This is a genomic window from Sphingomonas sp. GC_Shp_6, assembly GCF_026540835.1.
In the GTDB taxonomy this organism is placed as follows: Bacteria; Pseudomonadota; Alphaproteobacteria; order Sphingomonadales; family Sphingomonadaceae; genus Sphingomonas.
This window is the reverse complement of sequence record NZ_JALNUO010000004.1, coordinates 172,465-198,070: the sequence shown is the minus strand read 5'-3', so window position 1 is coordinate 198,070 and position 25,606 is coordinate 172,465. Positions and strand designations below refer to the sequence as shown.

Genomic DNA, 25,606 nt, shown 5'->3' with positions numbered 1-25,606 from the left:
CGACATTTGGGCGTTTGCCGCCCGGCAGCTTTTACCCCCGCGAGAAAGAGTTGAGCCAGTTGGTATCGAATGGCATCGACCCATCGCCGCCAACCCGACCGCTCCTATGGTCACGAGACGGTAAGGACGGCAGGCGGCGTGTGACGAACGATGGTAGACGGTGTCGCTCCATCCGATGTCGTGTTTATAGCCGGCGAGGGCTGGGGCCCACTCGGGAAGGTCCATGCAACATGCGCGGCGCGTCGTCACGATCGTGCTCCAACTGGGCCCCGGCCTTCGCCGGGGAACGATGGAATTATACCGGCACGCCGTACAGATCGTGGTCGTCGGCATGCTCGATCGCGACGGGCACGATGTCGCCCACCGCCAGATGGCCGGCGTCGCGCAGGAAGACCTCGCCGTCGATTTCGGGCGCATCGGCCTGGCTGCGGCCGGTGGCGCCGCCCTCGTCGTCCACCGCATCCACGATCACCGGCAGCGTCCGGCCGATCTTGGCGGCGAGCTTGGCGGCCGAGATCGCGGCGGTCTTTTCCATGATCCGGGCGTAGCGTTCTTCCTTCACCGCCTCGGGCACGGGATCGGGCAGCAGGTTCGCGCTGGCGCCCGCCACGGGTTCGAAGCGGAACGCGCCGACGCGGTCGAGCTGCGCCTCGTCCAGCCAGTCGAGCAGATACTGGAAATCGGCCTCGGTCTCGCCGGGAAAGCCGACGACGAAGGTGGAGCGGATCGCGATGTCGGGCGCGATCGTGCGCCAGCGATGGATGCGCTCCAGCACCTTGGCATCGTTCGCCGGGCGCTTCATCCGCTTCAGCACCGCAGGCGCCGCATGCTGGAACGGAATGTCGAGATAGGGGAGCACCAGCCCCTCCGCCATCAGCGGGATCACGTCGTCGACATGCGGATAGGGATAGACGTAATGGAGCCGCACCCAGGGCGCGATCCGGCCCAGTTCGCGCGCCAGATCGGTCATGTGCGGCACGACTTCGCGGCCCTTCCACGGGCGCGGGGTGCGGCGGATGTCGATGCCGTAGGCGGAGGTGTCCTGGCTGATGACCAGCAGCTCCTGCGTGCCCGCCGCGACCAGCTTTTCCGCCTCGCGCAGGATCGCGTCGGGCCGTCGGCTGACGAGATCGCCGCGCAGCGACGGGATGATGCAGAAGGAGCAGCGATGGTTGCACCCCTCCGAGATCTTCAGATAGCTATAGTGGCGCGGCGTCAGCTTCAGCCCGGCATCGGGCACCAGATCGAGATAGGGCGACAGGCCCGGCGGCGCGGCTTCGTGCACCGCCTCCACCACCTGCTGATATTCGTGCGCGCCGGTGATCGCGAGCACCTGGGGGAAGCGCGCGCGGATCGCCTCGGCTTCCTTGCCCATACAGCCCGTGACGATGACGCGGCCGTTCTCGGCCATCGCCTCGCCGATCGCCTCGAGGCTTTCCTCCTTCGCCGAATCGAGAAAACCGCAGGTGTTGACGAGCACGACGTCGGCGCCGGCATAGTCGGCGGACATCGCATAGCCGTCCGCGCGGAGCTGCGTCAGGATGCGTTCGCTGTCGACGAGGTTCTTCGGGCAGCCGAGCGAAACCATGCCGACTTTCGGCGGGGAGGGGAGGATGGTGGCCATGGGAGGCGCCGCACATAGGCGATCGGTGGCGATTTTGCCACTCTCGCTTCACTTCATGGGGCAGGCGGCGGCGTTGGCCGCAAACCGCCTGGCGGATCGATCGACAGCGGTGCGATCGCGCGCCATGGAAAGCGGCGTCTGGAGGAGCGGGATATGCGTGCGATCGGCCTTATGTCCGGAACCTCGCTCGACGGGATCGATGCGGCATTGATCGAGACCGATGGCGAGCGCCAGGTGATGCCGATCGCCTTTCGCGGCGAGCCCTGGTCGGATGCGGCGCGCGCCGAACTGGCCGAGGCGACGCGGATAGCGCTCACCTTCGAACGGCCGCGCGCCAGCCCGCCGATCGTCGCGGCGTCCGATCTCGTCACGCGGGCGCATGTGTTCGCGGTGCGCAAGCTGATCGCCGAGGCGGGGCTGACGCCCGCCGACATCGACGTGATCGGCTTTCACGGCCAGACGATCGCCCACCGCCCCGATCGCGGCTGGACCTGGCAGATCGGCGACGGCGCGCAGATGGCGAACGCCTGCGCGATCGTCACCGTCTCCGATTTCCGCTCGGCCGACGTGGCGGCGGGGGGGCAGGGCGCGCCGCTGCTGCCGGTCTATCATGCCGCACTCGCCGCGGATCTGGCGGGGCCGGTGGCGGTGCTGAACCTGGGCGGCGTCGCGAACGTCACCTGGATCGGCGACGGCCGCGTGATCGCGTTCGACACCGGGCCCGCCAACGGGCTGATCGACGATTGGGTGGGGCAGGCGACGGGCGCGCGGTTCGATGCGGAGGGGGCGCTCGCCGCCACGGGGCGCGTGGACGAAAGCGTGCTGGGCGCGATGCTCGACCACCCGTTCTTCGCCGAGCCCGGCCCCAAATCGCTCGATCGCGGCGACTTCACGATCCAGCCGGCGCGCGGGCTGTCGGCGGGCGATGGCGCGGCGACGCTGACCGCCTTCACCGCCGCCAGCGTGGCGATCGCGATCGACCAGTTGCCGCAGCGCCCGGCGCGGCTGCTGGTGGCGGGCGGCGGCCGGCACAATCCGACGCTGCTGGCGATGATCGCCGCGCACACCGGGCTGACGCCGGAGCCGACCGACCGGCTGGGGTGGAATGGCGATGCGCTGGAGGCGGAAGGCTTCGCCTATATGGCGGTGCGCACGCTGCGCGGGCTGCCGATCAGCTTTCCCGGAACCACCGGCGCGCCGAGCGCGATGCCGGGCGGGGTGGTGCACCGCCCCGGCTGAGCCGCGATCCGCCGCCCCGGAACGCCGGGGCGGCGGAGAAGGATCAGGCGGCGTCCGCCTTCTTGTCGGGCTTGCCCTTGGGCGCCGGCTTCTTGCCCGGACCCTTGCGCTTGGGCGGCTTCTCGCCGGCGGTCTTGCGCGCCAGCACGGCGGGCACCGCCACCGCGGCGGCGATCCCGGCGACCACCGCCGCGCCGAGCGCGATGGTCACGGCCGGATGCGCGCCGGCCGCATGCTTCACCGCACGTGCGCCGTCCCTAGCCTTGTCCGCCGCGCCATGATCGGGCTCGTCGTCGTGCCGCGGCGCGGGCTTCGCTCCATCCTTGTGCTCGTGCCCGTGGCCATGCTCGGGTTCGTGCTCGGGATGCGGATGAGCCTTGGCATGCGGCATGGCGGATGCGGGAATGGACGACATGGGGACGCTCCTGATACGATGGGTGACCCGATACGGTGGGCGGGGCGACAACCTGCGGGTAACACAGGTTGTTCCGCGCGGCGAACTCACCGTTTGCGCGTCAGTTCGCGCATCGCCGCGTCCAGCCCGGCGAGGCTCAGCGGATACATGCGATCGGCCATCAGGTCGCGGATGATCCGGATGCTTTGCGAATAGCCCCATTGCTCGCGCGGGATCGGGTTCAGCCACACCGCGGCGGGATAGGTGGTCGTCAATCGGTGAAGCCAGGTCGCGCCCGATTCCTCGTTCATATGCTCGACCGAGCCACCGGGATGCGTGATCTCATAGGGGCTCATCGACGCGTCGCCGACGAACACGCACTTATAGTCATGGCCGTATTTGTGGAGCAGATCGGCGGTCGGCGTGCGCTCGGCGAAGCGGCGCCGATTGTCCTTCCACACGCCCTCATAGGGGCAATTGTGGAAGTAGAAGAATTCGAGATTCTTGAACTCGCTGGTCGCGGCCGAGAACAGCTCCTCGCACAATGTCACGAACGGATCCATCGATCCGCCCACGTCGAGAAACAGCAGCAGCTTCACCGCATTGCGCCGCTCGGGCCGCATTCGCACGTCGAGCCAGCCATGGCGCGCGGTGCCGTCGATCGTGCCGTCGATGTCGAGCTCGTCCGCCGCACCCTCGCGCGCGAAGCGGCGCAGGCGGCGCAGCGCCACCTTGATGTTGCGCGTGCCGAGTTCGCGGCTGTTGTCGAGGTTGCGGAACTCGCGCTGGTCCCAAACCTTCAGCGCGCGCTTGTGAACGCTCTCGCCGCCGATCCGCACGCCCTCGGGATTGTAGCCGCCATTGCCGAAGGGCGAGGTGCCGCCGGTGCCGATCCACTTGCTGCCGCCCTGATGGCGCTCGCGCTGCTCCTCGAGGCGCTTCTTCAGCGTCTCCATGATCTCGTCCCAGGATCCGAGCGACTGGACCTTGGCCATCTCCTCCTCGCTCAGGAACCGTTCGGCGATCGCCTTCAGCCAGTCGGCGGGGATCTCGGCACCCTCCGGCCCAAAGCGGGTGGCGATGCCGCGGAACACCTTGGCGAACACCTGGTCGAACCGGTCGAGCAGCCCCTCGTCCTTCACGTACACGGCGCGCGAGAGGTAGTAGAAATCCTCGGGCGTACGGCCGATCACCTCGGCGTCGAGCGCCTCGAGCAGGAGCAGATGCTCCTTGAGGCTGGCCGGGATCCCGGCCGCGCGCAATTCGTCGAGAAAGTCGAGGAACATCGGATTACTTCACGCCCCCCGCCATGGCGGCGGCGGCCGGCACGACGGGCAGTTCGATCGCGCTCGCCTGGGCCGGGCCATGATAGACCGCGATCGTCGCCTTGCGGTAATCGCCGGGCTTCGCGTCGAAGATGTTGGGCACGAAGGTTTGCGGGTTGCGGTCGTAGAGCGGGAACCAGCTCGACTGGACCTGCACCATGATGCGGTGGCCGGGCAGGAACACATGGTTCACGTTCGGCAGCACGATGGCATAGTTGAGCGGCCGGTTGGGCGTGATCGGCACGGCATGTTCGGGGCTCTGGCGGTAACGCCCGCGCAGGATGTCCATCGCGACCGCGAGCTGATAGCCGCCCATTTCCGGCTTGGCGGGATATTCGGCCGGGTAGACGTCGATCAGCTTGGCGACGAAATCGCCGTCGGTGCCGGTCGTGCTCGCGATCAGATCGACCACGGGCGCGCCCGAGATGGCGACCGCCTCCTTCAGCACGGGTGTCTCGTAGCTCAGCACGTCGGTCCGGTCCGAGAAGGGCCGCTGATCGTCCACCAGCCACTGCCGCCAGGTCGATCCGGTCGCATAGGTCGGGCGGATCGGGCGGATGCGATAGGGGATCGGCTTGGCCGGATCCGAGACGTAATCGTCATGGCCGTTCGCCGTGGGGGCGGTGGGAGCGAGGCCCCCGGCGGGCTGGAACCAGTAACGCTGCATCGGCGCGGCGCAGGTGCCCGTGCCCGTGCCCGCGCAGACGGGTGGCCAGGCGGCGAGCCTCTGCCACCGGTTGGCGCCGGTCTGGAAGGCGAGCACGGGGGGCAGATCGGCGACTGGCGCGCCGGGCTTCAACTGCGCGTCGAGGAACGGCAGCAGGATGTTGGTGCGAAACCACAAGGCGGTATCCGAATCGAAGCGAATCGCGCCAAGCGTCGATCCATCGCCGTTCCAGCCGCCATGCGCCCAGGGGCCGATCACGAGATGTTCGAGGCCCGCCGGCGCCACCTTGGCCAGCGCCTGATAGGCGGCGACCGCGCCGAACATGTCCTCCTGATCCCATTGCCCCGCCACCCAGAGCGTGGGGACGGTCTGCGGCAGACGCGGCAGGATCTCGTCGAGCGCCTGCGCCTTCCAGAACGAATCATAGGCCGGATGATCGTGCATCCGCCGCACCCAGCCGAGCTGGTCGAGCCCCCGGCTCTTCACGAAATTGCTGGCCGAGCCCGCGCGCAGGAAGGTGTCGTAATCGTCATACGCGTCGCGCCACAGATCGGCGCCGCTGCCCTTCACGCTGTCCTGGCTGAAATAATAGTCGTAGCCGATCAGCCGGAACGCACCGCCGTGGAAATCATCGTCGTTGTGATAGGTGTTGATGACCGGGTTCATCGGCACCGCCACCTTCAGCGCCGGGTGCGGGTTGACGAGGGCCATCGCCGCCATCATCCCGTCATAGCTGGTGCCGATGATGCCGACGCGGCCGTTGTTGCCGGCGACGTTCTTCACCAGCCAGTCGATCGTGTCGTAGGCGTCGGTCGAATGATCGACCTTGGTGCCGTTCAGCGGGCCGATCAGCGGCCGTTCGTTGACGTAATCGCCGCCCGATCCGTATTTGCCGCGAACATCCTCGTACACGCGGATATAGCCCGCATCGACGAGCGTCGAATCGAAGCCGCGCGCGAGCATGTCGGCATGGCCGCTCTCGTTGTGGCTCAGCTCGCTTTCCGCGCCATAAGGGGTGCGCTGGAGCACGATCGGCGCGTCGGTGAGCCCCTTGCGGCGCAGGATCACGGCGTGCAGCTTCACGCCGTCGCGCATCGGGATGTCGACCGACTGTTTGTCGAAATCGAAGCCGGCATCGGCGGTCTTGAACGTCTTGGGGATGTCGGCGGGCAGCGACTGCGCGCCCGCGGCACCCGCCAGCAGCAGCGCCGTCGCCGCGATCGTCAGCCTTGCCCGCATGTGCCGTCCTCGAACCAGTGTCAGACGAACGCCGTGACACAGGGACGGTGGTGGAAACAAGCGTCAGCGCACCGCGTAACGCCCGCCGCCGGGAACATAGGCATCGATCAGCGCACCGACATCGTCGGGCGCGCGGCCGGACAGGCCCTCGACGGGGCGGGAGTGGCCATAGACGAAGCCCTCGACCGGATAGACCGTGCTGCCGAGACCGTTCGAATCGCGGAACCAGACCTTCACGTCGGACCAGTCGTTGCCGGGCGACACGTCGAACAGCGTCACGTCCTGTTCGGTATGGCCGCGTTCGCCGTTCTGGCGCGACCAATTGGCATGGGTGAGCATCACCACGCGGCGTTCGACGATCCGGCTGACCACCGCCACATGGCCGAGGGGGAGGCGGCCGCTGCGCGCGAAGACGATGACCGCGCCGACGCGGGGTCGATGCCCGCGGTCGTAGCGGCCTTCCGCCTGGCTCCACCATGTCCAGGCATCGCCATAGATGTCGATGCCCGAGGCCGCGCGCGCGAACGGCACGCATTGCCCGACATAGCCGAGGAGCGAGGCCGCCGACGCGGCGGGGGTGGCCGCGGTGGCCAGGAGGAGCGCGATTTCGGTAAGCCACTGTCGCATCACGCTTGTGTAGAGGCGCCGACCTCACCGCCCGGTTGCCGATCGTGGTTAACGATGCGTTGCGGGCGGAACCGCGACGCGCGCTGCGTGTTCAATCCCGCGAGCCCGGTGACCGTCCGCCCCCTCCCCCCAAAGGCCGGCGGTCACCGGGTTTCCTGTCAGTATCGAGGATCGGCGCGTTGCCACCAGCCAACAAGGATCAGCGCGAACGCGTGGCCGCGATCGGCAAGGCCCTGCGCAAGGGCATCGCCACGCCGACCGACACGCTCATCACCGGCGACATCCCGCTGCTGCTCACGCGATTGTCGCAGGTGTCGCGGCCATCGTCCCACGACGCGAGCGAAGACGAGGGCTGACGGGGGGGGGCGCCGTCAGGGACGGTTCGTCTGACGCTTGGCCATGAAGGCCAGGCGTTCAAACAGCATCACGTCCTGCTCGTTCTTGAGCAAGGCGCCGTGCAGCGGCGGGATCGCCTTGGTGGGATCGCGGTTCTGCAGCACCTCGAGCGGCATGTCCTCGTGCAGCAGCAGCTTCAGCCAGTCGAGCAGTTCGGACGTGGAGGGCTTCTTCTTCAGGCCCGGCACGTCGCGCACGTCGTAGAACATGTCCATCGCGCGGGTGACGAGCAGCTTCTGGATGCCGGGGAAATGCACCTCGACGATCCGCTGCATCGTCGCGCGATCGGGGAACTTGATGTAGTGGAAGAAGCACCGGCGCAGGAACGCGTCGGGCAGCTCCTTTTCGTTGTTGCTGGTGATGACGACGATCGGCCGCTCCACCGCGCGCACCGTCTCGCCCGTCTCGTACACATGGAACGCCATGCGATCGAGTTCCTGGAGCAGGTCGTTCGGGAATTCGATATCGGCCTTGTCGATCTCGTCGATCAGCAGCACCGGGGGCTTGTCGCGGGTGAAGGCCTCCCACAGCTTGCCGCGGCGGATATAGTTGCCGATGTCGTGGACGCGCGCGTCGCCCAGCTGCCCGTCGCGCAGCCGCGCCACCGCGTCATATTCGTACAGGCCCTGCTGCGCCTTGGTGGTGGACTTGACGTTCCATTCGATCAGCTCGGCGCCGACCGCCTCGGCGATCTCATAGGCGAGCACCGTCTTGCCGGTGCCGGGTTCCCCCTTCACCAGCAGCGGCCGGCGCAGCGAGACGGCGGCGTTGACCGCGACCTTCAGATCGTCGGTCGCGACATAATTCTCGGTGCCTTCGAAGCGCTTCATCGCCGAAACTCCCTGCGGATCTGTCGTCCGCGATAGGGGCTGCGGGCCGGCGCGTGCAAGCCTTGTGCGGGATCTATGCCCGGTCGCGCGCGCTGCAGCGCGCGTCGAGCAGGTCCCAGAAGCCGCGATGTTGTGCAAAGAGCTGCTGCGCACCGAACACGATCGCGCGTTCGCACGCCGGGGTGTCGCCCAGCCCGGCGATCACCATCGCGGTTTCGGCATCGTCGGGCAGGCGCTCGGCGGGCGGCGTCTCGCCGAAGCGTTCGGCGGCGCGGTCGAGCACCCGGCGCGTCGCATGCCAATCGAGCATCAGCGCCGCCACCGCCCCCGTCGCGCAGCCCCCGCGATCGGAGCCCGCCAGCATTTCGAGCGCATGGCGCTGGGCGGCGAACGCCCCTTCGGCGACCGCCTGGCCGGGGGTGGAGGGCAGGGGGCCGACCGCCGCGGTCAACCGGGTGAGATAGGCGCGTTCGTTGGCGAAGGCGCGCGATGCCGCCTCCAGCCAGTCATGCGCGGCACGCTGCGCGCCGCGGTTCAACGCCGCGTCGATCATGCCGGGATAGCGGCCGTGCACCACGCACAGCCCATGCACCGCATCCGCCAGATCGCGCTGTTCGACACGGCCGTCGAGCAGCGCGCGCACATGCGCATGATTGGCGACGCCGTCGGTCTCAGCGAGGCGCAAGACCAGATCCCAGGCATTCGCCTGCCGCGCGGAAGTTGCTGTGTCCGAGTTCATCGTGTCGTTCCTGATGTGCCGCGGCATTTTCGAGGGCGCCGCGCTGGGTCGGGGCGATCCTCCTCCCCCCCGTCTAACCGAAGCACGTAAAGACGGGGTTTATGCCGCGTTTACCCGATCGGCGCTGGCGTCGCGGACTTTACGCGGTGCGCACCGCCCGCGATAAGGCGCGCGAGCGGAAGCCAATTTCGCGGCTGGAGACGAACGGATGCGCGCATGGATGCTGGCTATGGCTCTCGCTTCGGTGGGGAGCGCCGCTTTGGCCGCTGACGTGCCGCCCATATCCCAGCCGCTGACGCTCGACCGCGTGTTCGGCAATCCCGATCTGTCGGGCACGCAGCCGCGCGCGCTGCGCCTGTCGCCCGACGGCACGCTGCTCACCGCGCTGCGGCCGCGCGCCGACGAGCGCGAGCGGCTCGACCTGTGGGCCACCGACACGCGCACCGGCGCCGAGCGGATGCTGGTCGACAGCCGCAAGGTGGGCAGCGGCGCCGAACTCTCCGAAGCCGAGAAGATGCAGCGCGAGCGGGCGCGGATCGGCGGTTCCAAGGGAATCGTCGCCTATGACTGGGCGCCCGACGGCAAGACGATCCTCGTGCCGCTCGACGGAGATCTGTATCTGGCGTCGCTGGACGGCACCACGCGCAAGCTGACCGATACGCCGGGCGGCGCGCTCAACCCCGTCGTGTCGCCCGGCGGCCGCTATGTCAGTTTCGTGCGCGATCAGAATCTCTGGGCGATCCCGCTCGCCGGCGGCGCGGCACGGGCGATCACCACCGGCGGCGCGGGCACCGTCCATTTCGGCGAGGCGGAGTTCGTCGCGCAGGAAGAGATGGACCGCCGCACCGGCTATTGGTGGTCCCCCGACGAAGCGCACATCGCGGTCGAGCGGTTCGACGACAAACCCGTCCACGTCTTCACGCGCACCGCTATCGGCGCGTCGGGCACCAAGGTGTACGACCAGCGCTATCCCGCTGCGGGAACGCCTAACGCGCTGGTCGAGCTCTATGTGATGAAGCCGGATGGCGGCACGCCGGTGAAGGTGGATCTCGGCACCGATCCCGACATCTATCTGGCGCGCGTCGACTGGCTGCCCGACGGCTCGGCGCTGCTCGTCCAGCGCGAGAGCCGCGACCAGAAGAAGCTGGAGATGCTCCGCGTCGATCCCACCACCGGCAAGAGCGTGGTGCTCTTCACCGAGAAATCGGGGGCCAAGAGCTGGCTCAACCTGTCCGACGCCTATCGCCCGCTGAAGAATGGCGGGCTGATCTGGCGTTCGGAGCGTGACGGCTATGGCCATCTCTATCTGTTCGCCAAGGGCCGCTGGACTCAGCTCACCAAGGGCAAATGGGTCGTCACCGGGCTCGTCGGCGTGGACGAGGCCAAGGGGCGGTTGTTCTTCACGGGCAACAAGGACGATGTGCTGGAGCAGCAGCTCTATTCGGTCGACATCGCGCACCCCAATGTCATCACGAAGCTGACCGAGGCGGGCTGGTGGAACGGTGCGACGATGGATGCGGCGGCCAGCCGCCTGATCGTCTCGCGCTCCAGCCCCAACCAGCCGACGCAAAGCTATCTGGCGGATGCGGACGGCAAGCGCCTGTCGTGGATCAACGAAAATGCGGTCGTGGCGGGCCACCCCTATTACCCCTATCTCGCCAGTCATCAGCCGACCAAGTTCGGCACGTTGAAGGCCAAGGACGGCACGACGCTCTATTACGAGATGATTACCCCACCGCTCGTGCCAGGGAAGAAGTATCCCGTGTTCTTCCAGCACTATGGCGGCCCCGGCACCGGCCAGCAGGTGACCCGCGGCTGGCAGGGCGCGCTGCCGCAATATCTGGTGAGCCAGGGCTGGATCTTCTTCCAGATCGACAACCGCGGCTCGTACAACCGCGGCAAGGCCTTCGAGGACCATATCTACCACGCGATGGGCACGGTCGAGGTGGAGGACCAGCTTGCCGGGGCGAAGTTCGTCAAGGCGCTGCCCTTCGTCGATCCCGACAAGGTGGCGACGTTCGGCTGGTCCTATGGCGGTTACATGTCGCTGAAGATGCTGGAGAAGACACCGGGCGTCTATGCCGCCGCCGTTTCCGGCGCGCCCGTTACCGACTGGCAGCTCTACGACACGCATTACACCGAACGCTATCTGGGCGATCCCGCGAAGGATCCGCAAAGCTATGCCACGTCGCAGGCGTTCCAGGACGCAAACCTCATCAAGGATCCGCTGCTGCTGATCCACGGCATGAGCGACGACAACGTCTTCCTCGACAATTCGCTGAAGGTGGTGGCGCGGATGCAGGCCACCGACACGCCGTTCGAGATGATGTTCTATCCGGGCTACACCCACCGCGTCGGCGGGCCGGGGATCAGCGAGCATCTCTGGAACACGATCCTGAACTTCCTCGATGCCAAGGTGAAGGACAAGCCGGCCATGGCCACCGCTCCGCGCCCCGCGCGGTAACGCGCGCGTGCGGTTCCTCGCGACCTTTCACCTCTGGCCGTTCCTCGACACGGTCGTCAGCTATCTGGCGGCGTTCGTCTTCGGCACGCTGATCGGCGCGGAGCGGCAATATCGCCAGCGCACCGCAGGGCTGCGCACCAACGCGCTCGTCGCGATCGGCTCGGCGGCGTTCGTCGATCTCGGCCAGCGGCTGGGCGGTGACGTCGAATCGATCCGGGTGATCGCCTATGTCGTCTCGGGGATCGGCTTCCTGGGCGCGGGCGTCATCATGAAGGAGGGGATGAACGTCCGCGGGCTGAACACCGCGGCCACGCTCTGGTGTTCCGCCGCGGTCGGTTCGATCGCGGGCAGCGACATGCTGGCGGAGGCGGCGCTGCTCACGCTGTTCGTCCTGGTGGCCAACACCGCGCTTCGGCCGCTGGTCGATGCGATCAACCGCGTGCCCATGGTGGGCCGCACGATCGAGGCGACCTATAGCGTGACCGTCACCGCCGCGGCGCTGGACGCCGGGCCGATCGGCGACCTGCTCGTCGAACATCTGGAGGCCGCGCAACTGCTGGTGGCCGAACTCGACGTGATCGAGCGTGGCGAGGACCGGGTGGAGATCGCCGCCACGCTGGTGGCGACCAACGTGGCCACCAGCGAACTGGACGCGATCACCGATCATCTCGCGCGGGTGCACGGCATCGTTCACGCGACCTGGCAGGCGCGCACGCACGATTAGCAAAGCGGTTGGACGCCGCCGCGCAATGACGCTACCGGCGCGCATCATATCGGGAGAATGTCATGGGTTACCGGGTCGTGGTCGCGGGGGCGAGCGGCAATGTCGGACGCGAGATGGTCAACATCCTCGCCGAGCGCGAATTCCCGCTCGACGAGATCGCCGTGCTCGCCTCGTCGCGCAGCCAGGGCGACCAGATCGAATATGGCGACACCGGCAAGATGCTCAAGATCCAGAATATCGAGCATTTCGATCCCGCCGGATGGGACATGGCGCTCTTCGCGATCGGCTCCGAGGCGACCGCGGTCTATGCGCCGAAGTTCGCCGCGGCCGGGTGCACCGTGATCGACAATTCGTCGCTCTACCGGATGGACCCGGATGTGCCGCTGATCGTGCCCGAGGTGAACGCCGCGGCGATCGACGGCTACAAGGCGAAGAACATCATCGCCAATCCGAATTGCTCGACCGCGCAGATGGTCGTCGCGCTGAAGCCGCTCCACGATGCCGCCACGATCACCCGCGTGGTGGTCGCGACGTACCAGTCCGTTTCGGGCGCGGGCAAGGCGGGGATGGACGAGCTGTTCGAACAGAGCCGCAACATCTTCGTCGGCGACCCCGCGACCGCGAACAAGTTCACCAAGCAGATCGCGTTCAACGTGATCCCGCATATCGACAGCTTCCTGGACGACGGATCGACCAAGGAGGAATGGAAGATGGTCGTCGAGACCAAGAAGATCCTCGACCCCAAGATCAAGGTGACGGCGACGTGCGTGCGCGTGCCCGTCTTCGTCGGCCATAGCGAGGCGCTGAACATCGAGTTCCGCGACGAACTGTCGGCCGAGGACGCCAAGCGGATCCTGCGCGAGGCGCCGGGGATCATGCTGATCGACAAGCATGAGGACGGTGGATACATTACGCCGATCGAGGCCGCGGGCGACGACGCCACCTATGTCAGCCGCGTCCGCGAAGATCCGACCGTGGAAAGCGGCCTGTCGCTCTGGTGCGTCAGCGACAATCTGCGAAAAGGTGCGGCGCTGAACGCGGTGCAGATCGCCGAACTGCTCGGGCGGCGGCATCTGAAGAAGGCGTGAGGGCAAGTGGCCGTCACGGTCGATCCTCGGCCGACGGCCCCCGAGCGGCGGTTGCGCGCTATGGGGCGAAGCGCCTATCGCGCGCGGATCATCCCAGCCGAGACCCGTGATGGAACCCAGTTCGACCCGTTTCTTCGACAGCTTCGACGGCACCCGGCTCGCCTGGCGCGAGATGGGCGAGGGGCGGCCGGTGGTGCTGATCCACGGCTATTTCTCCGACGCCGCGACCAACTGGATCCGCTATGGCCATGCGGCGGCGATCGCGGCGAAGGGCTTTCGCGTCGTTATGCCCGATCTGCGCGCGCATGGCGAAAGCGCGAAGCCGCACGACCCCGCGGCCTATCCGCGCGATGCGCTGACGCGCGATGGCCATGCGCTCGTCGCGCATCTGGGGCTCACCGATTATGATCTCGGCGGTTACTCGCTGGGCGCGCGGACGGTGTCGCGGATGCTGGCGACGGGGGCCACGCCGCGGCGCACGATCTTCTCGGGCATGGGGCTGGAGGGGCTGATCGACACCGGCCGCCGCGCCGGGCATTTCCGCAACATTCTCACCCATCTCGGCCAGCATGCGCGCGGCACCCCCGAATGGCTGGCCGAGGCGTTCCTGAAGACCACCAAGGGCGATCCCGTCGCGCTGCTGGGCATTCTCGACACCTTCGCCGATACGCCGCTCGCCACGATCGAAGCGTTCGTCCAGCCAGCGCTCGTGGTGTGCGGCGCGGAGGATGCGGACAACGGCTCCGCGCCGGCGCTGGCCGACGCGCTGCCCGATGCGCGCTATGTCGAAACGCCGGGCGGGCATATGAGCGCGGTGACGAAGCCCGAACTGGGGCGGGCGATCGCCGCCTTCGTCTCCGCCTAGGGCGTGATGACGCCACGTTGATCCGGTCGCCCTGAGCTTGACGAAGGGCCAGTGCCGCATGCGAAGCCGCGCGTGGAGAGCGTGCTTCGACAGGTTCGGGACGAACGGATCCGGAGACCGGATCAACCTGACGTCATCAAACCCTGTGGCTTATTCGGGCACCGTGCCTTCGTCGGCGATCCCGGCTTCGAACGATCTGGACGAATCGCTGCCATCCGCCTGATGCGCGCCCTTGCCTGCGGGTGGGGGCGGCGGTGTCGCGGCCTTGGGCTTGGGCGTGCTGCCCTTGAGCGTGAAGAGCGCGGCGGCGGCCGCACCGGCAGCGGCGAGGCCGCCCGCGATCGCGGCGGCGCCCCATTTGCCGCCCAGCTTCTCGGTCGCTTTGGCCGCGCCGGACTTGGCCGCCGGTTTGGCGGGGGTGCGCGGAGTCGCGCGCTTGGTGGAGCGCGGCTTCGGCGTCTTCGCGGCCGCTGGCTTGGTGGTGGCGGGCTTGGCGGCCGGTTCCGATGCGGCGGCCGCCGTGGTCGGGGCCTTTGCGGCGGATGGCTTGGCGGTCGCGGTGCGTGGCGCGGCGGCCTTTACGCCGGTCTTGCGCGGCGCGCGCCGCGGCGCGGTGGGCTTGGGCGTGACCGACTTGGGCGTGTCGTCCGTCGGCGGTTCGGGGGTGTCGGCCATCATGCTACTCCCTGATTGATTGCGCATCCGAAACGCACCACCCGCCCATCGGGTCCGGATCAGCGGAACGGCGGCTCGTCGAACGCCCGCAGCTTGCGGCTGTGGAGCTTGGGACCTTCGCGGCGCAACTGCTCGCACGCTTCGATCCCGATCCGCATATGCTCGCTGATCGCGCGTTCGTAGAAACGGTTCGCCTGGCCCGGCAGCTTCAGTTCGCCGTGCAGCGGCTTGTCGGACACGCACAGCAACGTCCCGTAAGGCACGCGAAACCGGTAGCCCTGTGCCGCGATCGTCGCCGATTCCATGTCGATCCCGACAGCGCGTGACAGCGAGAAGCGCAGCGCCGAGCGCGAATAGCGCAGTTCCCAGTTACGGTCGTCCGTCGTCACGATCGTGCCGGTGCGCAGGCGGCGTTTCAACTCGTCGCCCGACTGGCCCGAGACGATCTCGGCGGCCTTGGCCATCGCCACCTGCACCTCGGCGATGGCGGGCACCGGGATCTCGGGCGGCAGCACGTCGTCCAGCACATGATCGTCGCGCAGATAAGCGTGCGCCAGCACGTAATCGCCGATCCGCTGGCTGGGGCGCAGCCCGCCGCAATGGCCGATCATCAGCCACGCCTCGGGCCGCATCACCGCCAGATGATCGCAGATCGTCTTGGCGTTGGAGGGGCCGACGCCGATGTTCACCAGCGTGATGCCGGTGCCGTCCGCTGCCATCAGGTGATACGCGGGCATCTGGTGGCGCCGCCACGCGCTGTCGCTGATGAGCGCGTCGGGATCGTCGCCCGCGCGCATCATCACCCCGCCCGCGCCCGACAGCGCGGTGTAGCGCGATCCGTCGCCCAGTTGCGCCACCGCCCAGCGAACGAATTCATCGACATAGCGGTGATAGTTGGTGAACAGCACGAAGCGTTGCGTATGCTCGGCAGGCGTGCCCATATAGTGCCGCAACCGCGCCAGGCTGAAATCGGTGCGCAATGCGTCGAACAGCGCGAGCGGCCGGGTGTCGTCGTTCGCGATCCACAGGCCGTCGGCGATCTCGTCGCCGATATGCGCCAGTTCGGTCGCGGGAAAATGCCGCGCGAGGTCGGCGGCGGACACCTGATCGAGGCTGAGCGCATGGCCGGGATCGAGCACATAGGGGAAGGGGATTTCCTGCCGCCCTTCGACCGCCTCTACCGCAACGTCGTAATCCTCCATCAGCAGCGTCAGTTGCTCGATGAGATAATCGGCGAACAGGCCGGGCTTGGTGACGCTGATCCGGTAGTCGCCCGGCGTCACCAGCCGCCCGAACGAGCGCATCGGCGCCGGGCGGCTGTCCTGCCCGCGATAGGTGAGGCGGATTTCGGGATAGGCGAAGCTGCCGTCCGAGCGGGCGACCGGATCGGGCACGGTGCCGGTAGTGAGATAGGCGGTGAGCGCCGCTTGAAGGCGCTCCACCGAGGCGCGGTAGAGACGGTCGAGTTCGGCGACGATCCGGGATGCGGAAACCATCGCGGATCGTTACGCGCGCCACATGACGCTGGCAAGACGGGGGACAAGTCGGGCGCCGGCCGCGGCCGACGCCCGATCGGCTCAGATCTCCTCGAGCAGATGCTCGGCCGAGCTCACCTTGAATTCGCCCGGTGCCTCCACGTTCAGCTGGGTCACCACGCCGTCCGTCACCAGCATCGAATAACGCTGGCTGCGCGTGCCGAGGCCGAAGCTGGAGCCATCCATCGTCAGGCCGATCGCCTCGGCGAAGGTGCCGTTGCCGTCCGCCAGCATCGTCACGCCGTCGGCGTCGTTCTGCTTCGACCAGGCGCCGAGCACGAAGGGATCGTTCACCGCGGTGCACGCGATCTCGTCCACGCCCTTGGCCTTCAGCGCATCGGCCTTGTCGAGATAGCCCGGCAGGTGCTTGGCCGAGCAGGTGGGGGTGAACGCCCCCGGCACCGCGAACAGCGCGACGGTGCGGCCGGCGAAATAGCTGTCGGTATCGACCTGATCGGGGCCGTCGGGGGTCACCTTGACGAGGGTGGTGGAAGGAATGCGGTCGCCGACGCTGATCGTCATGAGGAATCTCCGTGGTCGCCGCGGGGTGGTGCGGCGGCGCCTAGTTCGGGCGCGCGGCGTCGCTTTGCAAGCGTTCGCCGCATGGCCGAGGCAGGGCAGGCGGTGATTCGACGGCAGCGAGCTACGCCAGCCGCCAGTCCCAGCCGAGCGGATCGCCGTCCATCACCTCGACGCCATCGGCGATCAGCCGGTCACGGATCGCATCGGAGCGCCGGAAATCCTTGGCGGCGCGCGCTTCGCGGCGTTCGGCCAGCGCCGCGGCGATACCGGCCTCGTCGATCGTCGCCTGCGCCGGACGGACGCGCAGCGCCGCGCGCGTGAGGTTCGCCAGATCGAGCCCCAGCACCGCGTCGAAATCGGCCAGCGCGGCCATGCGGTCGGCCGCGGCGATCCGCTTGTCGGCCAGCATCGCATCCAGCACCGGCAGCGCGCGCGGGGTGGCGAGATCGTCCGAGATCGCCGCGTCGAGCTGCGCGCGATAGGCGTCGGCGCTCCCTGTCGCGGGGCCCGGCGGCCGGTCGCGCAGCGCCGCCACCGTTTGCGCGAGCCGCTTCAGCCGCGTGGTGGCCGCGGCGAGATTATCCCACGAGAAATCCAGCTCCGACCGATAATGCGCCTGAAGGCACATCAGCCGATAGGCGAGCGGGTGGAAGCCGCGATCGACCAGCGTCTTGAGCGTCAGGAATTCGCCGGCGGATTTGGACATCTTTCCGGTGGCTTGCACCAGGAAGTTGTTGTGCATCCACAGGTTGGCGCCGGTGTCCGCGCAGCCGCAATGCGCCTGGTTTTGCGCGATCTCGTTGGGATGGTGGATCTCGCGGTGATCGATCCCGCCGGTGTGGATGTCGAAGCGTTCGCCGAGATATAATTTGCTCATCACCGAGCATTCGAGATGCCAGCCGGGCGCGCCGCGGCCCCAGGGCGAATCCCATTCCATCTGCCGGTTCTCGCCCGGCGCGCTCGTCCGCCAGATCGCGAAATCCTGCGGATGGCGCTTGCCCGCCACCGCCTCGATCCGCCCCTCGCGCGCGTCGTCGCCGGAGCGTGCGAGGCGCCCGTAATCGGGCACGGTGCTGGTATCGAAATACAGGCCGTCGGGCAGGCGGTAGCAATGCCGATCCGCGATCGCCTCGGCGAACGCGATCATCTCGGCAATGTGGTCGGTCGCCAGCGGAAAGCGCGCGGGCGGCCGGATGTTGAGGTCGGTGAGATTCTGCTTGAAGGCTTCGGTGTAGTGCTTTGCGATGGCCCAGATATCCTGGTTCGCCGCGCGCGCCGCGGCCTCCATCTTGTCGTCGCCGACATCCGCATCCGAGGTGAGATGGCCGACATCGGTGATGTTGATGACGTGGGTGAGCGTGCCCCAGCCCATCGCGGCGGCTTTCCACGTCAGCGTGCGCGACAGCGTGTCGGTGAAGACATAGGCGCGCAGATTGCCGACATGCGCGTAATTGTAGACGGTCGGCCCGCACGAATAGACGCGCAGGTCGGCGGGATCGATCGGCGCGAACGTCTCGGTCGCGCGGGTGAGGCTGTCGTAGAGGGCAAGGGGCGTCATCGGCATGGCCATAGCGGGCCGCCGCGGCGCCCGCAAAGGGGCCCCGGCCAGACAGGGGGGACTGGCCGGGGCAGCGCGGCGACAGGGGGAACGCCGCGCATCTCGTGTGGCGGCTAGCGCGCGATGCCGATCACCGCGGTGGCGGTATAACCGGCGGCGACGCTGCCGCTGAAGCTGGGGGTCTGCACCGCGATCTGCGCGGCGGTGTTGTCGCCGAAGACATTGTCGTTTGCGGTGGTCACGCTGGCGAAATTGGTCTTGCTCGACGGATAGGTGGTGGTGTCGGAGAACACCGTGTTGCACACCGCGGCCGGCATCGCGAACTGGCTGGTGAGCAGCGCATATTTGCCGCTCGTCGCCGCGGTCAGGCTTGAATATACCTCGAAATGCATGTGCGGGTAGCGGCCCGAATAACACCCCGGAAAGATCGTCGTGAAGCTCACCTGCCCCGACGCGTTCGTTACCTGGACGCCGCGCAGATAGCTTTCGGCGGGCGCCGAATAGAGCGAGTAATTGCCCTGCCGGTCGCAATGCCACAGATAGATGGCATAGCCAGCGAGCGCGCCGCAGCTCGCATTCACGTCGACCAGCGTGAGCGTGAGCGTCACCGCCACGCCCGTTGCGACCGTCGTCGTGCTGATGAAGCTCGAGCGGATGTCGCTGCGCACGATGCCCGATACCGGCAGGATGTTCGAGGTGGAGCCGCTGGCGGTGTTGGTGCCGTCGGCGGGATAGGGGCCGGCGGTTTCCGTCGGGTCGGCGATGCACGCACCCGTCGCGGTCGTCGTGGCCGTGGGCGTTGCGGTCGGCGTGGCGCTGGCGGTCACGACGCTGACGCTGCTGCTCGTCTCCGTCTCGCCGCTGCTGCCGCCGCCGCAGCCCGCCACCAGTGCGGCGGTGCCGGCACCGGCGAACCAGCGGAGCGCACGGCGACGCTCGATCAGCCGGTCCATGACGCCCAGATCATGCGCGAGGCCGTGGTCGTGATCGTCGTCGTCGTGGTGATGCATGATGGGCCCCCGGGGCGTTGCTGTCCCGATCGGCTATCATGGCCCCGCATCTCGCCGCGATGTCGGCGCGCTGCACGAATGTTTCGCGATGTGTCAGTCGGACAGGGGCAGCGTCACGCGGGCGATCGCCCCGGTAACGCCGTTCTCCAGCGTCGCGGTGCCGGCGTGGCGCGTCGCGATCGACCGGACGATGGCGAGGCCGAGGCCGGTGCCCCCGGTCGCGCGGTTGCGCGATTTCTCGCCGCGGACGAACGGATCGAACAGCCGATCGGCTGCGGCGGGATCGATTCCCGGTCCGTGATCGGCGATGGTCACCACCACCGATCCGCTCTGCAGCGCCCAGGCGACATCGGCGCGATCGCCGTAGCGCACCGCGTTCTCGATCAGGTTGGCGAAGAGCCGGCGGAGCGCGACGGGTTCGCCGCGCACCCGCACCCGGGCCCCCGGCACGATCGCGACCGGAGCACCACCCGCCGCCATATCGTCCACGAGCGAATCGAGCAGGCTGCCCAGATCGACTCGCAAGGCGGGCCGTTCGCCCGATTCGTCGCGCGCGAAGGCGAGTGTCGCGGCGATCATCGCGCGCATCTCGTCGATATCCGCCGAGGCGCGGCCATGCGCGGGCTCGGGCAGTTGCTCGATCCAGAAGGCGAGGCGGGCGAGCGGCGTGCCCAGATCATGCGCGATGCCGCCGAGCATCGCGGTACGCGCCTCCGCATGGCCGGCCAGCCGCGCGTGCATCGCCTCCACCGCGCGCGTGAGTTCGCGCACCTCGCGCGAGCCGCCATGGGGAAGCGGCGGCAGCGCGGCGCCCGCGCGCGCCTGTTCGGCGGCACGCGCCAGCCGCCGCAGCGGCCGCGAGATCGCACGTGCGAGCGCAAAGGCGGGGATGGAGAGCGCGAGGACGGCCGCGAGCATCGCCGCCATCGTCACCCAATGCCACCGCGTGAGGAACGGGCGGTGCGCGCTCTGGATCACGCGCCAGCCCCGACCCGTGTGAAGCGCGATGGTGAAATCGCCGACCAGGAACGAATCTGCGGCGAACCGGTCGTCCTCGGCGAACACGCGCACGTCCGCCGGTACGACGCCCAGCAACGCCGCGATCGCAGCCTGCCGGCGCGGATCGGCACGTTCGCCGTCGCGGGGTAGGGGCGGGGCTGCGCGCGTCGCCAGCCGCAGGTCGATCGTGCGCGCGGGTGGGCGCATTCGATCCGGCGGCCCGGGTAAGTCAGGCGGCCCGGCCGGCCCAGGTGGCGGCCGCATCTCGGAATCGCGCCATGGATCGGCGGCCACCGCATCCGCGACCTGCCCGGTGCGCAGCGCGCGCGCCACCCCGGCCAGCGCATAGGGGCGCGGCATCGGCGGCGGCCCGCTGAAGGTGACCGCGATGAACACCGCGGTGGCGACCAGCACCGAGGCGATGACCAGCGCGAAGATCGGCCATACGATCGTCCGGCCGCCGGCTGCTCCCGTCGCGCCCGCCGGCTCAGCGGCGCTCGACATCGGCCGTGAACATATAGCCTTCGTTGCGGACGGTGCGGATCAGGTCGTCGCCGCCGCCGGCGCCGTCGCGCGCCAGCTTGCGACGCAGCCGGCTGATCTGCACGTCGATCGCGCGATCGAAATGCTCGGCGTTGCTGCCGCGCGAATGGTCGAGCAGGAAATCGCGGCCGAGCACCCGGCGGGGATGTTCGACCAGCGTGATGAGCAGCCGGAACTCCCCGTCCGACAGGTTGATGACCACGTCGTCGGGATCGAAAAGCTGCCGCGCCACCGCATCGAGCCGCCAGCCGGCGAAGCGCAGCATCGGCCGCGAGACGCCCACGGGAACGGCGGCTTCGCCCCGATTGGGGCCGCGGCGCAGCACCGAGCGCACGCGGGCGAGCAGCTCGCGCGGGTTGGCGGGTTTGGCGATATAATCGTCCGCGCCCATCTCCAGCCCGACGATCCGGTCCACCTCTTCGCCGATCACCGAGAGGATGATAATCGCCGGGCTGGTCGAGCGGTCGAGCGAGCGGAGGATGCTGAGCCCGTCCTCGCCGGGCATCATGACGTCGAGCACCACCAGCGCATAACGATGCCGGGCGAGCGCCGCGCGCATCGCGCCGCCGTCTTCCGCGGTATCGACGATATAGCCGTGCGCGGCGAGGAACCCGGCGGTGAGTTCGCGGATGCCGGGATCGTCGTCGACGATCAGAAGGCGGGTTTCGAGATCCATGGCGGCATCGGGTCCGGCCTGAACGGAAAGGGGCGCTTGCATGAAGCGGGCGTGGCGCCCTTGCGTATCGCGGACATTGCAGTCCTGCAAACTTCCTCTTTCGGGTGACAGGTGTGGCGGTTGCGCCACAGGCGGCGGTTTTCCTTGAAACCGCGTCGCGGCGCTGGTAGGCGCAGCGTTCACACGCCGCGGAGGGCTTCGCGGCGGCTATAGCTATTCGACCGGAGCTTCACGGGTTTATGCAGATCATCGTTCGCGACAACAATGTCGACCAGGCGCTGCGGGCGCTCAAGAAGAAGCTGCAGCGCGAGGGCGTCTATCGCGAGATGAAGCTTCGCCGGCATTACGAGAAGCCGAGCGAGAAGCGCGCCCGCGAGCGCGCCGCCGCGGTGCGCCGCGCCCGCAAGATGGACCGCAAGCGCGCCGAGCGCGACGGCGCCCGGTAACACCGGCGCCCGCACCGCCGCGCGATCCGGCGCGACGGTGCGATCTTTGCGACCATAGGGGCTGCGCCACGGGCGTGGCTCCGGCAGCCTCGGGATCGACTCATGTCCACCGTCACCGCCGTTCCGCTTCGGCCCGTCAAGCGCAGCTATCTGATCTATCTGTGGATCGGCATCGCGCTGGCGGTGATCGGGGCGGTGGCGCTGGCGCAGCAGAGCGATCCGGCGCTGCTGCGCGAATCGCGCGGCAGCAACGTGGTGACGACGGCATCGGGCCTGAAATATCAGGTGCTGGCGCCGGGTGCGGCCACCGGCCCCAAGCCGACCGACGCCGATGTCGCGCTGGTGAACTACGAGGGCCGGCTGATCGACGGCAAGACCTTCGACAAGTCGCAGCAGCCGACTCCGATGCCGGTGTCCGCCGTCGTGCCCGGCTTTTCCGAAGCGTTGAAGCTGATGGGCAAGGGGGCGAAATACCGCTTCTGGCTGCCGCCGTCGCTCGGCTACGGCCCGAACGGTGCGGGTCCTATTCCGCCCAATGCCACTTTGGTGTTCGACGTCGAGCTGATCGATTTTCTGCCCGCCGCCGTCGTCCAGCAAATGCAGGCGCGCCAGCGGATGATGCAGGGTGCGGGTGGCGGCATGCCTGGCGGCGCGATGCCCGGCGGCGCCGTGCCGGGTGGTGCTCCCGCCCCCGGCCAGCCCTGAGCGGACGATCCTGAGCGGACGATCCTGATCGGATGAGCGGGGCGCTCCACCTGGGTGGAGCGCCCCGTTTTCGTTTTACGCGACGCCGTCAAACGTTGATGGCATGAGCTTGATCCCACCAAGAGATCCGTTCGTGCTGAGCCTGTCGAAGCATGCTCTCCACAGGCGTGCCTTTGCCGTCGGAACAGGCCCTTCGACGCACTCGGGGCGAACGGATCGAATTAACGTCTTCGGCTCTAGCTCGCGAGGCGCAGCCGCCCGGTGGGTGCGGGCTGATCGGGCCAGATGCCGCGCGTGTCGAGCACCGCGATGCCGGCGCGTTCCTCGGCGGGCACCGACCGGAACACGTCGTGATCGACGAGCACGATCATCGTCGCGCAGGTCTCGATCGCCAGATCGATATCGGCGAGCGTCGCGCCCGTGCCCGCGAACGCCGCTGGCAGCGTGGCGGCATAGGGCTCCACCACGCGCACGCGTTCGCCGAAGCGTTTGGCCAACGCCAGCGAGACCTTCAGCGCGGGGCTTTCCCGGAAATCGTCGATATTCGCCTTGAACGCGAGGCCCAGGCACGCGACCGGACCGGGTGTCGCCTCGATCAGCGCGGCGGCGCGCGCGATCACATGATCGACCTTGGCGTCGTTCACTTCGCGCGCGGTGCGGATCAATGGCGTGTGCGCCGGATCGGCATGCACCAGGAACCAGGGATCGACCGCGATGCAATGTCCGCCGACGCCGGGGCCGGGCGACAGGATGTTGACGCGCGGATGACGGTTGGCCAGGCGGATCACGTCCCACACGTCCACCCCCATCGTGTCCGCCACCAGCGAGAGTTCGTTGGCAAATGCGATGTTGACGTCGCGATAGGCGTTCTCGGCCAGCTTGGTCATCTCGGCGGCGCGCGCCGTGGTGGTGACGCAGGCACCGCGCACGAAGCGGCGGTAGAAGGCCAGCGCCTTCCTCGCGCAACGCGGCGTGATGCCGCCGATCACGCGATCATTGTCGATCAGCTCGACCAGGATGCGGCCGGGCAGCACGCGTTCGGGGCAATAGGCGATCGCGATATCCGCCTGCTCGCCGGTGCGGCCGGGGACGCGCAGATCGGGGCGCAGCGTCGCCAGCAGATCGCGGACCTGTTCGGTGGTGCCGATCGGCGAGGTCGATTCGAGGATGACGGTGTCGCCCGCCTTCAGCACCGTCGCCACGCTGGTGGCGGCCTGAAGGACATAGGCGATGTCGGGGCGGTGATCGTCGGCAAAGGGCGTGGGCACCGCGATCACGAATATGTCGGCCGGCGCGATGGCGGTCGACGCGCGCAGGCTGCCGCGCGCGACCACGCCCGAGACGAGGCCGTCGAGATCGACCTCCTCGATATGCACGCGGCCCGAATTGACGGTGTCGACCACGCTCTGCGTGACGTCGACGCCGAGCACGCGCGCGCCGGTCCGCGCGATCACCGCGGCGGTGGGCAGGCCGATATAGCCGAGGCCCAGCACCGTGACGGTCAGTTCAGTATCCGAAATCATCCGCCACGATCCTTGCGATACGCGCCGCGGCGTGGCCGTCGCCGAACGGGTTATGGGCGCGGGCCATCGCGGCATAGGCCGCCTTGTCGTCCAGAAGCGTGAAGACTTCGGAAACGATCCGATCGGGGTCGGTGCCCACCAGCCGCGCGGTGCCGGCGGCGATCCCTTCCGGGCGTTCGGTCGTCTCGCGCATCACCAGCACGGGCTTGCCGAGCGCGGGCGCCTCCTCCTGCACGCCGCCCGAATCGGTCAGCGCCAGATCGCATAGCGACAGCGCGCGGACGAAGTGCGGGTAATCGAGCGGCGCGATCCGTGCGACGTTCTGCCGGTCGCCGAGTACGGCATCCATCACGCGGCCGACTTCGGGATTGGGGTGCATGGGGAACAGCACCGCGAGATCGTCGCGCGCGGCGATCCGCCCGATCGCCTCCGCGATCCCCGCCATGCCGTCGCCGAAATTCTCGCGTCGGTGCGTGGTGACGAGCACGATGCGTTTGCCCGCGAACCGCGCGGCGATCGCCTCCAGGTCACCGGCGATCGCGGGATCGGCCGCGATCCGCGCGCGCGTCCAGTCGAGCGCGTCGATCACCGTGTTGCCGGTGATGTGCACGGTCGCAGGGTTCAGTCCCTCGGCGATCAGCGCGGCGGCGGCGGTGTCGGTGGGGGCGAAATGCCGGTCGGCGATCGGGGCGACGATGCGGCGGTTCACCTCCTCGGGCCAGGGGTGATAGATGTCGCCCGAGCGCAGCCCCGCCTCGACATGGCCGACCGGCACGCGGCGGTAATAGGCGGCGAGCGCGCCGGCCATCGCGGTGGCGGTGTCGCCCTGCACCAGCACCCGATCGGGCCGCTCGGCATCCATCACCTCGCCCAGCCCGGTGAGCAGCCGCGCGGTGAGCCGGTCGAGCGATTGCCCCGGCTTCATCACGTCCAGGTCGATATCGGGCGTGAGATCGGCGATGCGCAGCACCTGATCGAGCAGCCCGCGATGCTGCGCGGTCACGCAGGTGCGCACCTGCAGCCCCGGCGTCGCCGCAAGCGCGCGCACCACGGGAAACAGCTTGATCGCTTCCGGACGGGTGCCGAAGATGACGAGAACGGTCTTGGTCATCCGCCTGCCTTAGCCGCCGGTGTTTAAACCCGGGTCAATGCGCATCAAATTGCGTGCGCCGTCTATGGGCGATAAGCGGTCG

At 68.3% G+C, this 25,606-nt stretch carries 24 protein-coding genes; 8 read left to right on the top strand and 16 right to left on the bottom strand.

From position 1 onward, the window contains the following. Positions 1–295: 295 nt before the first annotated feature. The gene (gene rimO / locus OXQ95_RS07275) at positions 296–1,624 is read right to left on the bottom strand and encodes a 30S ribosomal protein S12 methylthiotransferase RimO (protein ID WP_267380993.1); all 1,329 of its coding nucleotides are present in this window, start codon (positions 1,622–1,624) and stop codon (positions 296–298) included. Positions 1,625–1,777: 153 nt separating this feature from the next. On the opposite strand from rimO, the gene OXQ95_RS07270 reads away from it, so the two are divergent. Beyond that, a complete protein-coding gene (locus OXQ95_RS07270) occupies positions 1,778–2,863 on the top strand; it encodes an anhydro-N-acetylmuramic acid kinase (RefSeq protein ID WP_267380992.1) in 1,086 nt (361 codons plus the stop codon). A gap of 43 nt (positions 2,864–2,906) precedes the next feature. Here the strand turns inward: OXQ95_RS07270 and OXQ95_RS07265 are convergent, their stop codons facing one another. The 4 genes from OXQ95_RS07265 to OXQ95_RS07250 form a co-directional block, all read right to left on the bottom strand. Further along, positions 2,907–3,278 carry a hypothetical protein gene (locus OXQ95_RS07265; protein ID WP_267380991.1) on the bottom strand — a complete coding sequence of 124 codons (372 nt, stop codon included), beginning with the start codon at positions 3,276–3,278 and terminating at the stop codon, positions 2,907–2,909. An 86-nt stretch (positions 3,279–3,364) separates the two neighbouring features. After that, positions 3,365–4,543 (bottom strand): VWA domain-containing protein, encoded by a 1,179-nt coding sequence (locus OXQ95_RS07260; RefSeq protein ID WP_267380990.1) that lies wholly within the window; start codon positions 4,541–4,543, stop codon positions 3,365–3,367. A 4-nt stretch (positions 4,544–4,547) separates the two neighbouring features. After that, positions 4,548–6,488 (bottom strand): CocE/NonD family hydrolase, encoded by a 1,941-nt coding sequence (locus OXQ95_RS07255; RefSeq protein WP_267380989.1) that lies wholly within the window; start codon positions 6,486–6,488, stop codon positions 4,548–4,550. Positions 6,489–6,551: 63 nt separating this feature from the next. Beyond that, the gene (locus tag OXQ95_RS07250) at positions 6,552–7,115 is read right to left on the bottom strand and encodes a CHAP domain-containing protein (RefSeq protein WP_242096981.1); all 564 of its coding nucleotides are present in this window, start codon (positions 7,113–7,115) and stop codon (positions 6,552–6,554) included. 179 nt (positions 7,116–7,294) lie between these two features. Here OXQ95_RS07250 and OXQ95_RS07245 point away from each other — a divergent pair, with 179 nt between their 5' ends. Beyond that, positions 7,295–7,471 carry a hypothetical protein gene (locus tag OXQ95_RS07245; RefSeq protein WP_267380988.1) on the top strand — a complete coding sequence of 59 codons (177 nt, stop codon included), beginning with the start codon at positions 7,295–7,297 and terminating at the stop codon, positions 7,469–7,471. A 15-nt stretch (positions 7,472–7,486) separates the two neighbouring features. On the opposite strand, the gene OXQ95_RS07240 is transcribed toward OXQ95_RS07245, so the two are convergent. After that, positions 7,487–8,341: a MoxR family ATPase gene (locus OXQ95_RS07240; RefSeq protein ID WP_267380987.1), complete on the bottom strand. Its 855-nt coding sequence runs from the start codon at positions 8,339–8,341 to the stop codon at positions 7,487–7,489. 73 nt (positions 8,342–8,414) lie between these two features. Next, positions 8,415–9,080 carry a hypothetical protein gene (locus tag OXQ95_RS07235; protein ID WP_267380986.1) on the bottom strand — a complete coding sequence of 222 codons (666 nt, stop codon included), beginning with the start codon at positions 9,078–9,080 and terminating at the stop codon, positions 8,415–8,417. Positions 9,081–9,288: 208 nt separating this feature from the next. Between OXQ95_RS07235 and OXQ95_RS07230 the strand changes: the two genes are divergently transcribed. The 4 genes from OXQ95_RS07230 to OXQ95_RS07215 all read left to right on the top strand — a co-directional run bounded on the left by OXQ95_RS07230 (position 9,289) and on the right by OXQ95_RS07215 (position 14,221). Beyond that, positions 9,289–11,544 carry a S9 family peptidase gene (locus tag OXQ95_RS07230; RefSeq protein WP_267380985.1) on the top strand — a complete coding sequence of 752 codons (2,256 nt, stop codon included), beginning with the start codon at positions 9,289–9,291 and terminating at the stop codon, positions 11,542–11,544. 7 nt (positions 11,545–11,551) lie between these two features. Continuing rightward, entirely contained in the window at positions 11,552–12,268 is a 717-nt protein-coding gene (locus OXQ95_RS07225; RefSeq protein ID WP_267380984.1) for an MgtC/SapB family protein, read from the top strand. A 62-nt stretch (positions 12,269–12,330) separates the two neighbouring features. After that, a complete protein-coding gene (locus OXQ95_RS07220; protein WP_242096987.1) occupies positions 12,331–13,356 on the top strand; it encodes an aspartate-semialdehyde dehydrogenase in 1,026 nt (341 codons plus the stop codon). Positions 13,357–13,465: 109 nt separating this feature from the next. Beyond that, entirely contained in the window at positions 13,466–14,221 is a 756-nt protein-coding gene (locus OXQ95_RS07215) for an alpha/beta fold hydrolase (RefSeq protein WP_242096988.1), read from the top strand. A gap of 150 nt (positions 14,222–14,371) precedes the next feature. Here the strand turns inward: OXQ95_RS07215 and OXQ95_RS07210 are convergent, their stop codons facing one another. The 7 genes from OXQ95_RS07210 to OXQ95_RS07180 form a co-directional block, all read right to left on the bottom strand. Then, positions 14,372–14,896, bottom strand: a complete 525-nt coding sequence (locus tag OXQ95_RS07210) for a hypothetical protein (RefSeq protein ID WP_267380983.1) — start codon at positions 14,894–14,896, stop codon at positions 14,372–14,374. A 59-nt stretch (positions 14,897–14,955) separates the two neighbouring features. Next, positions 14,956–16,392: an AMP nucleosidase gene (locus OXQ95_RS07205; protein ID WP_267380982.1), complete on the bottom strand. Its 1,437-nt coding sequence runs from the start codon at positions 16,390–16,392 to the stop codon at positions 14,956–14,958. An 81-nt stretch (positions 16,393–16,473) separates the two neighbouring features. Next, positions 16,474–16,953, bottom strand: a complete 480-nt coding sequence (locus OXQ95_RS07200) for a peroxiredoxin (RefSeq protein ID WP_242096991.1) — start codon at positions 16,951–16,953, stop codon at positions 16,474–16,476. Between the two features lie 121 nt (positions 16,954–17,074). After that, complete coding sequence (cysS, locus tag OXQ95_RS07195) at positions 17,075–18,517, bottom strand: cysteine--tRNA ligase (RefSeq protein ID WP_267380981.1); 1,443 nt, start codon at positions 18,515–18,517, stop codon at positions 17,075–17,077. A gap of 107 nt (positions 18,518–18,624) precedes the next feature. After that, the gene (locus OXQ95_RS07190; RefSeq protein ID WP_267380980.1) at positions 18,625–19,521 is read right to left on the bottom strand and encodes an intradiol ring-cleavage dioxygenase; all 897 of its coding nucleotides are present in this window, start codon (positions 19,519–19,521) and stop codon (positions 18,625–18,627) included. A 93-nt stretch (positions 19,522–19,614) separates the two neighbouring features. Beyond that, on the bottom strand, positions 19,615–21,024 hold the full coding sequence (locus tag OXQ95_RS07185) for an ATP-binding protein (protein ID WP_267380979.1): 1,410 nt from the start codon (positions 21,022–21,024) through the stop codon (positions 19,615–19,617). Further along, on the bottom strand, positions 21,008–21,739 hold the full coding sequence (locus OXQ95_RS07180) for a response regulator (RefSeq protein WP_242096995.1): 732 nt from the start codon (positions 21,737–21,739) through the stop codon (positions 21,008–21,010). The genes OXQ95_RS07185 and OXQ95_RS07180 overlap by 17 nt, the downstream gene beginning before the upstream one ends. 239 nt (positions 21,740–21,978) lie before the next feature. On the opposite strand from OXQ95_RS07180, the gene rpsU reads away from it, so the two are divergent. Then, positions 21,979–22,185 (top strand): 30S ribosomal protein S21, encoded by a 207-nt coding sequence (gene rpsU / locus OXQ95_RS07175; protein ID WP_088331195.1) that lies wholly within the window; start codon positions 21,979–21,981, stop codon positions 22,183–22,185. A 102-nt stretch (positions 22,186–22,287) separates the two neighbouring features. Then, positions 22,288–22,890 (top strand): FKBP-type peptidyl-prolyl cis-trans isomerase, encoded by a 603-nt coding sequence (locus tag OXQ95_RS07170; protein WP_242096996.1) that lies wholly within the window; start codon positions 22,288–22,290, stop codon positions 22,888–22,890. A gap of 236 nt (positions 22,891–23,126) precedes the next feature. Here OXQ95_RS07170 and wecC read toward each other — a convergent pair whose 3' ends face one another. Together wecC and wecB are read right to left on the bottom strand one after the other, a co-directional pair. After that, on the bottom strand, positions 23,127–24,413 hold the full coding sequence (gene wecC / locus OXQ95_RS07165) for a UDP-N-acetyl-D-mannosamine dehydrogenase (protein WP_267380978.1): 1,287 nt from the start codon (positions 24,411–24,413) through the stop codon (positions 23,127–23,129). Further along, a complete protein-coding gene (gene wecB / locus OXQ95_RS07160) occupies positions 24,397–25,524 on the bottom strand; it encodes a UDP-N-acetylglucosamine 2-epimerase (non-hydrolyzing) (protein ID WP_267380977.1) in 1,128 nt (375 codons plus the stop codon). The genes wecC and wecB overlap by 17 nt, the downstream gene beginning before the upstream one ends. Positions 25,525–25,606 lie beyond the last annotated feature (82 nt).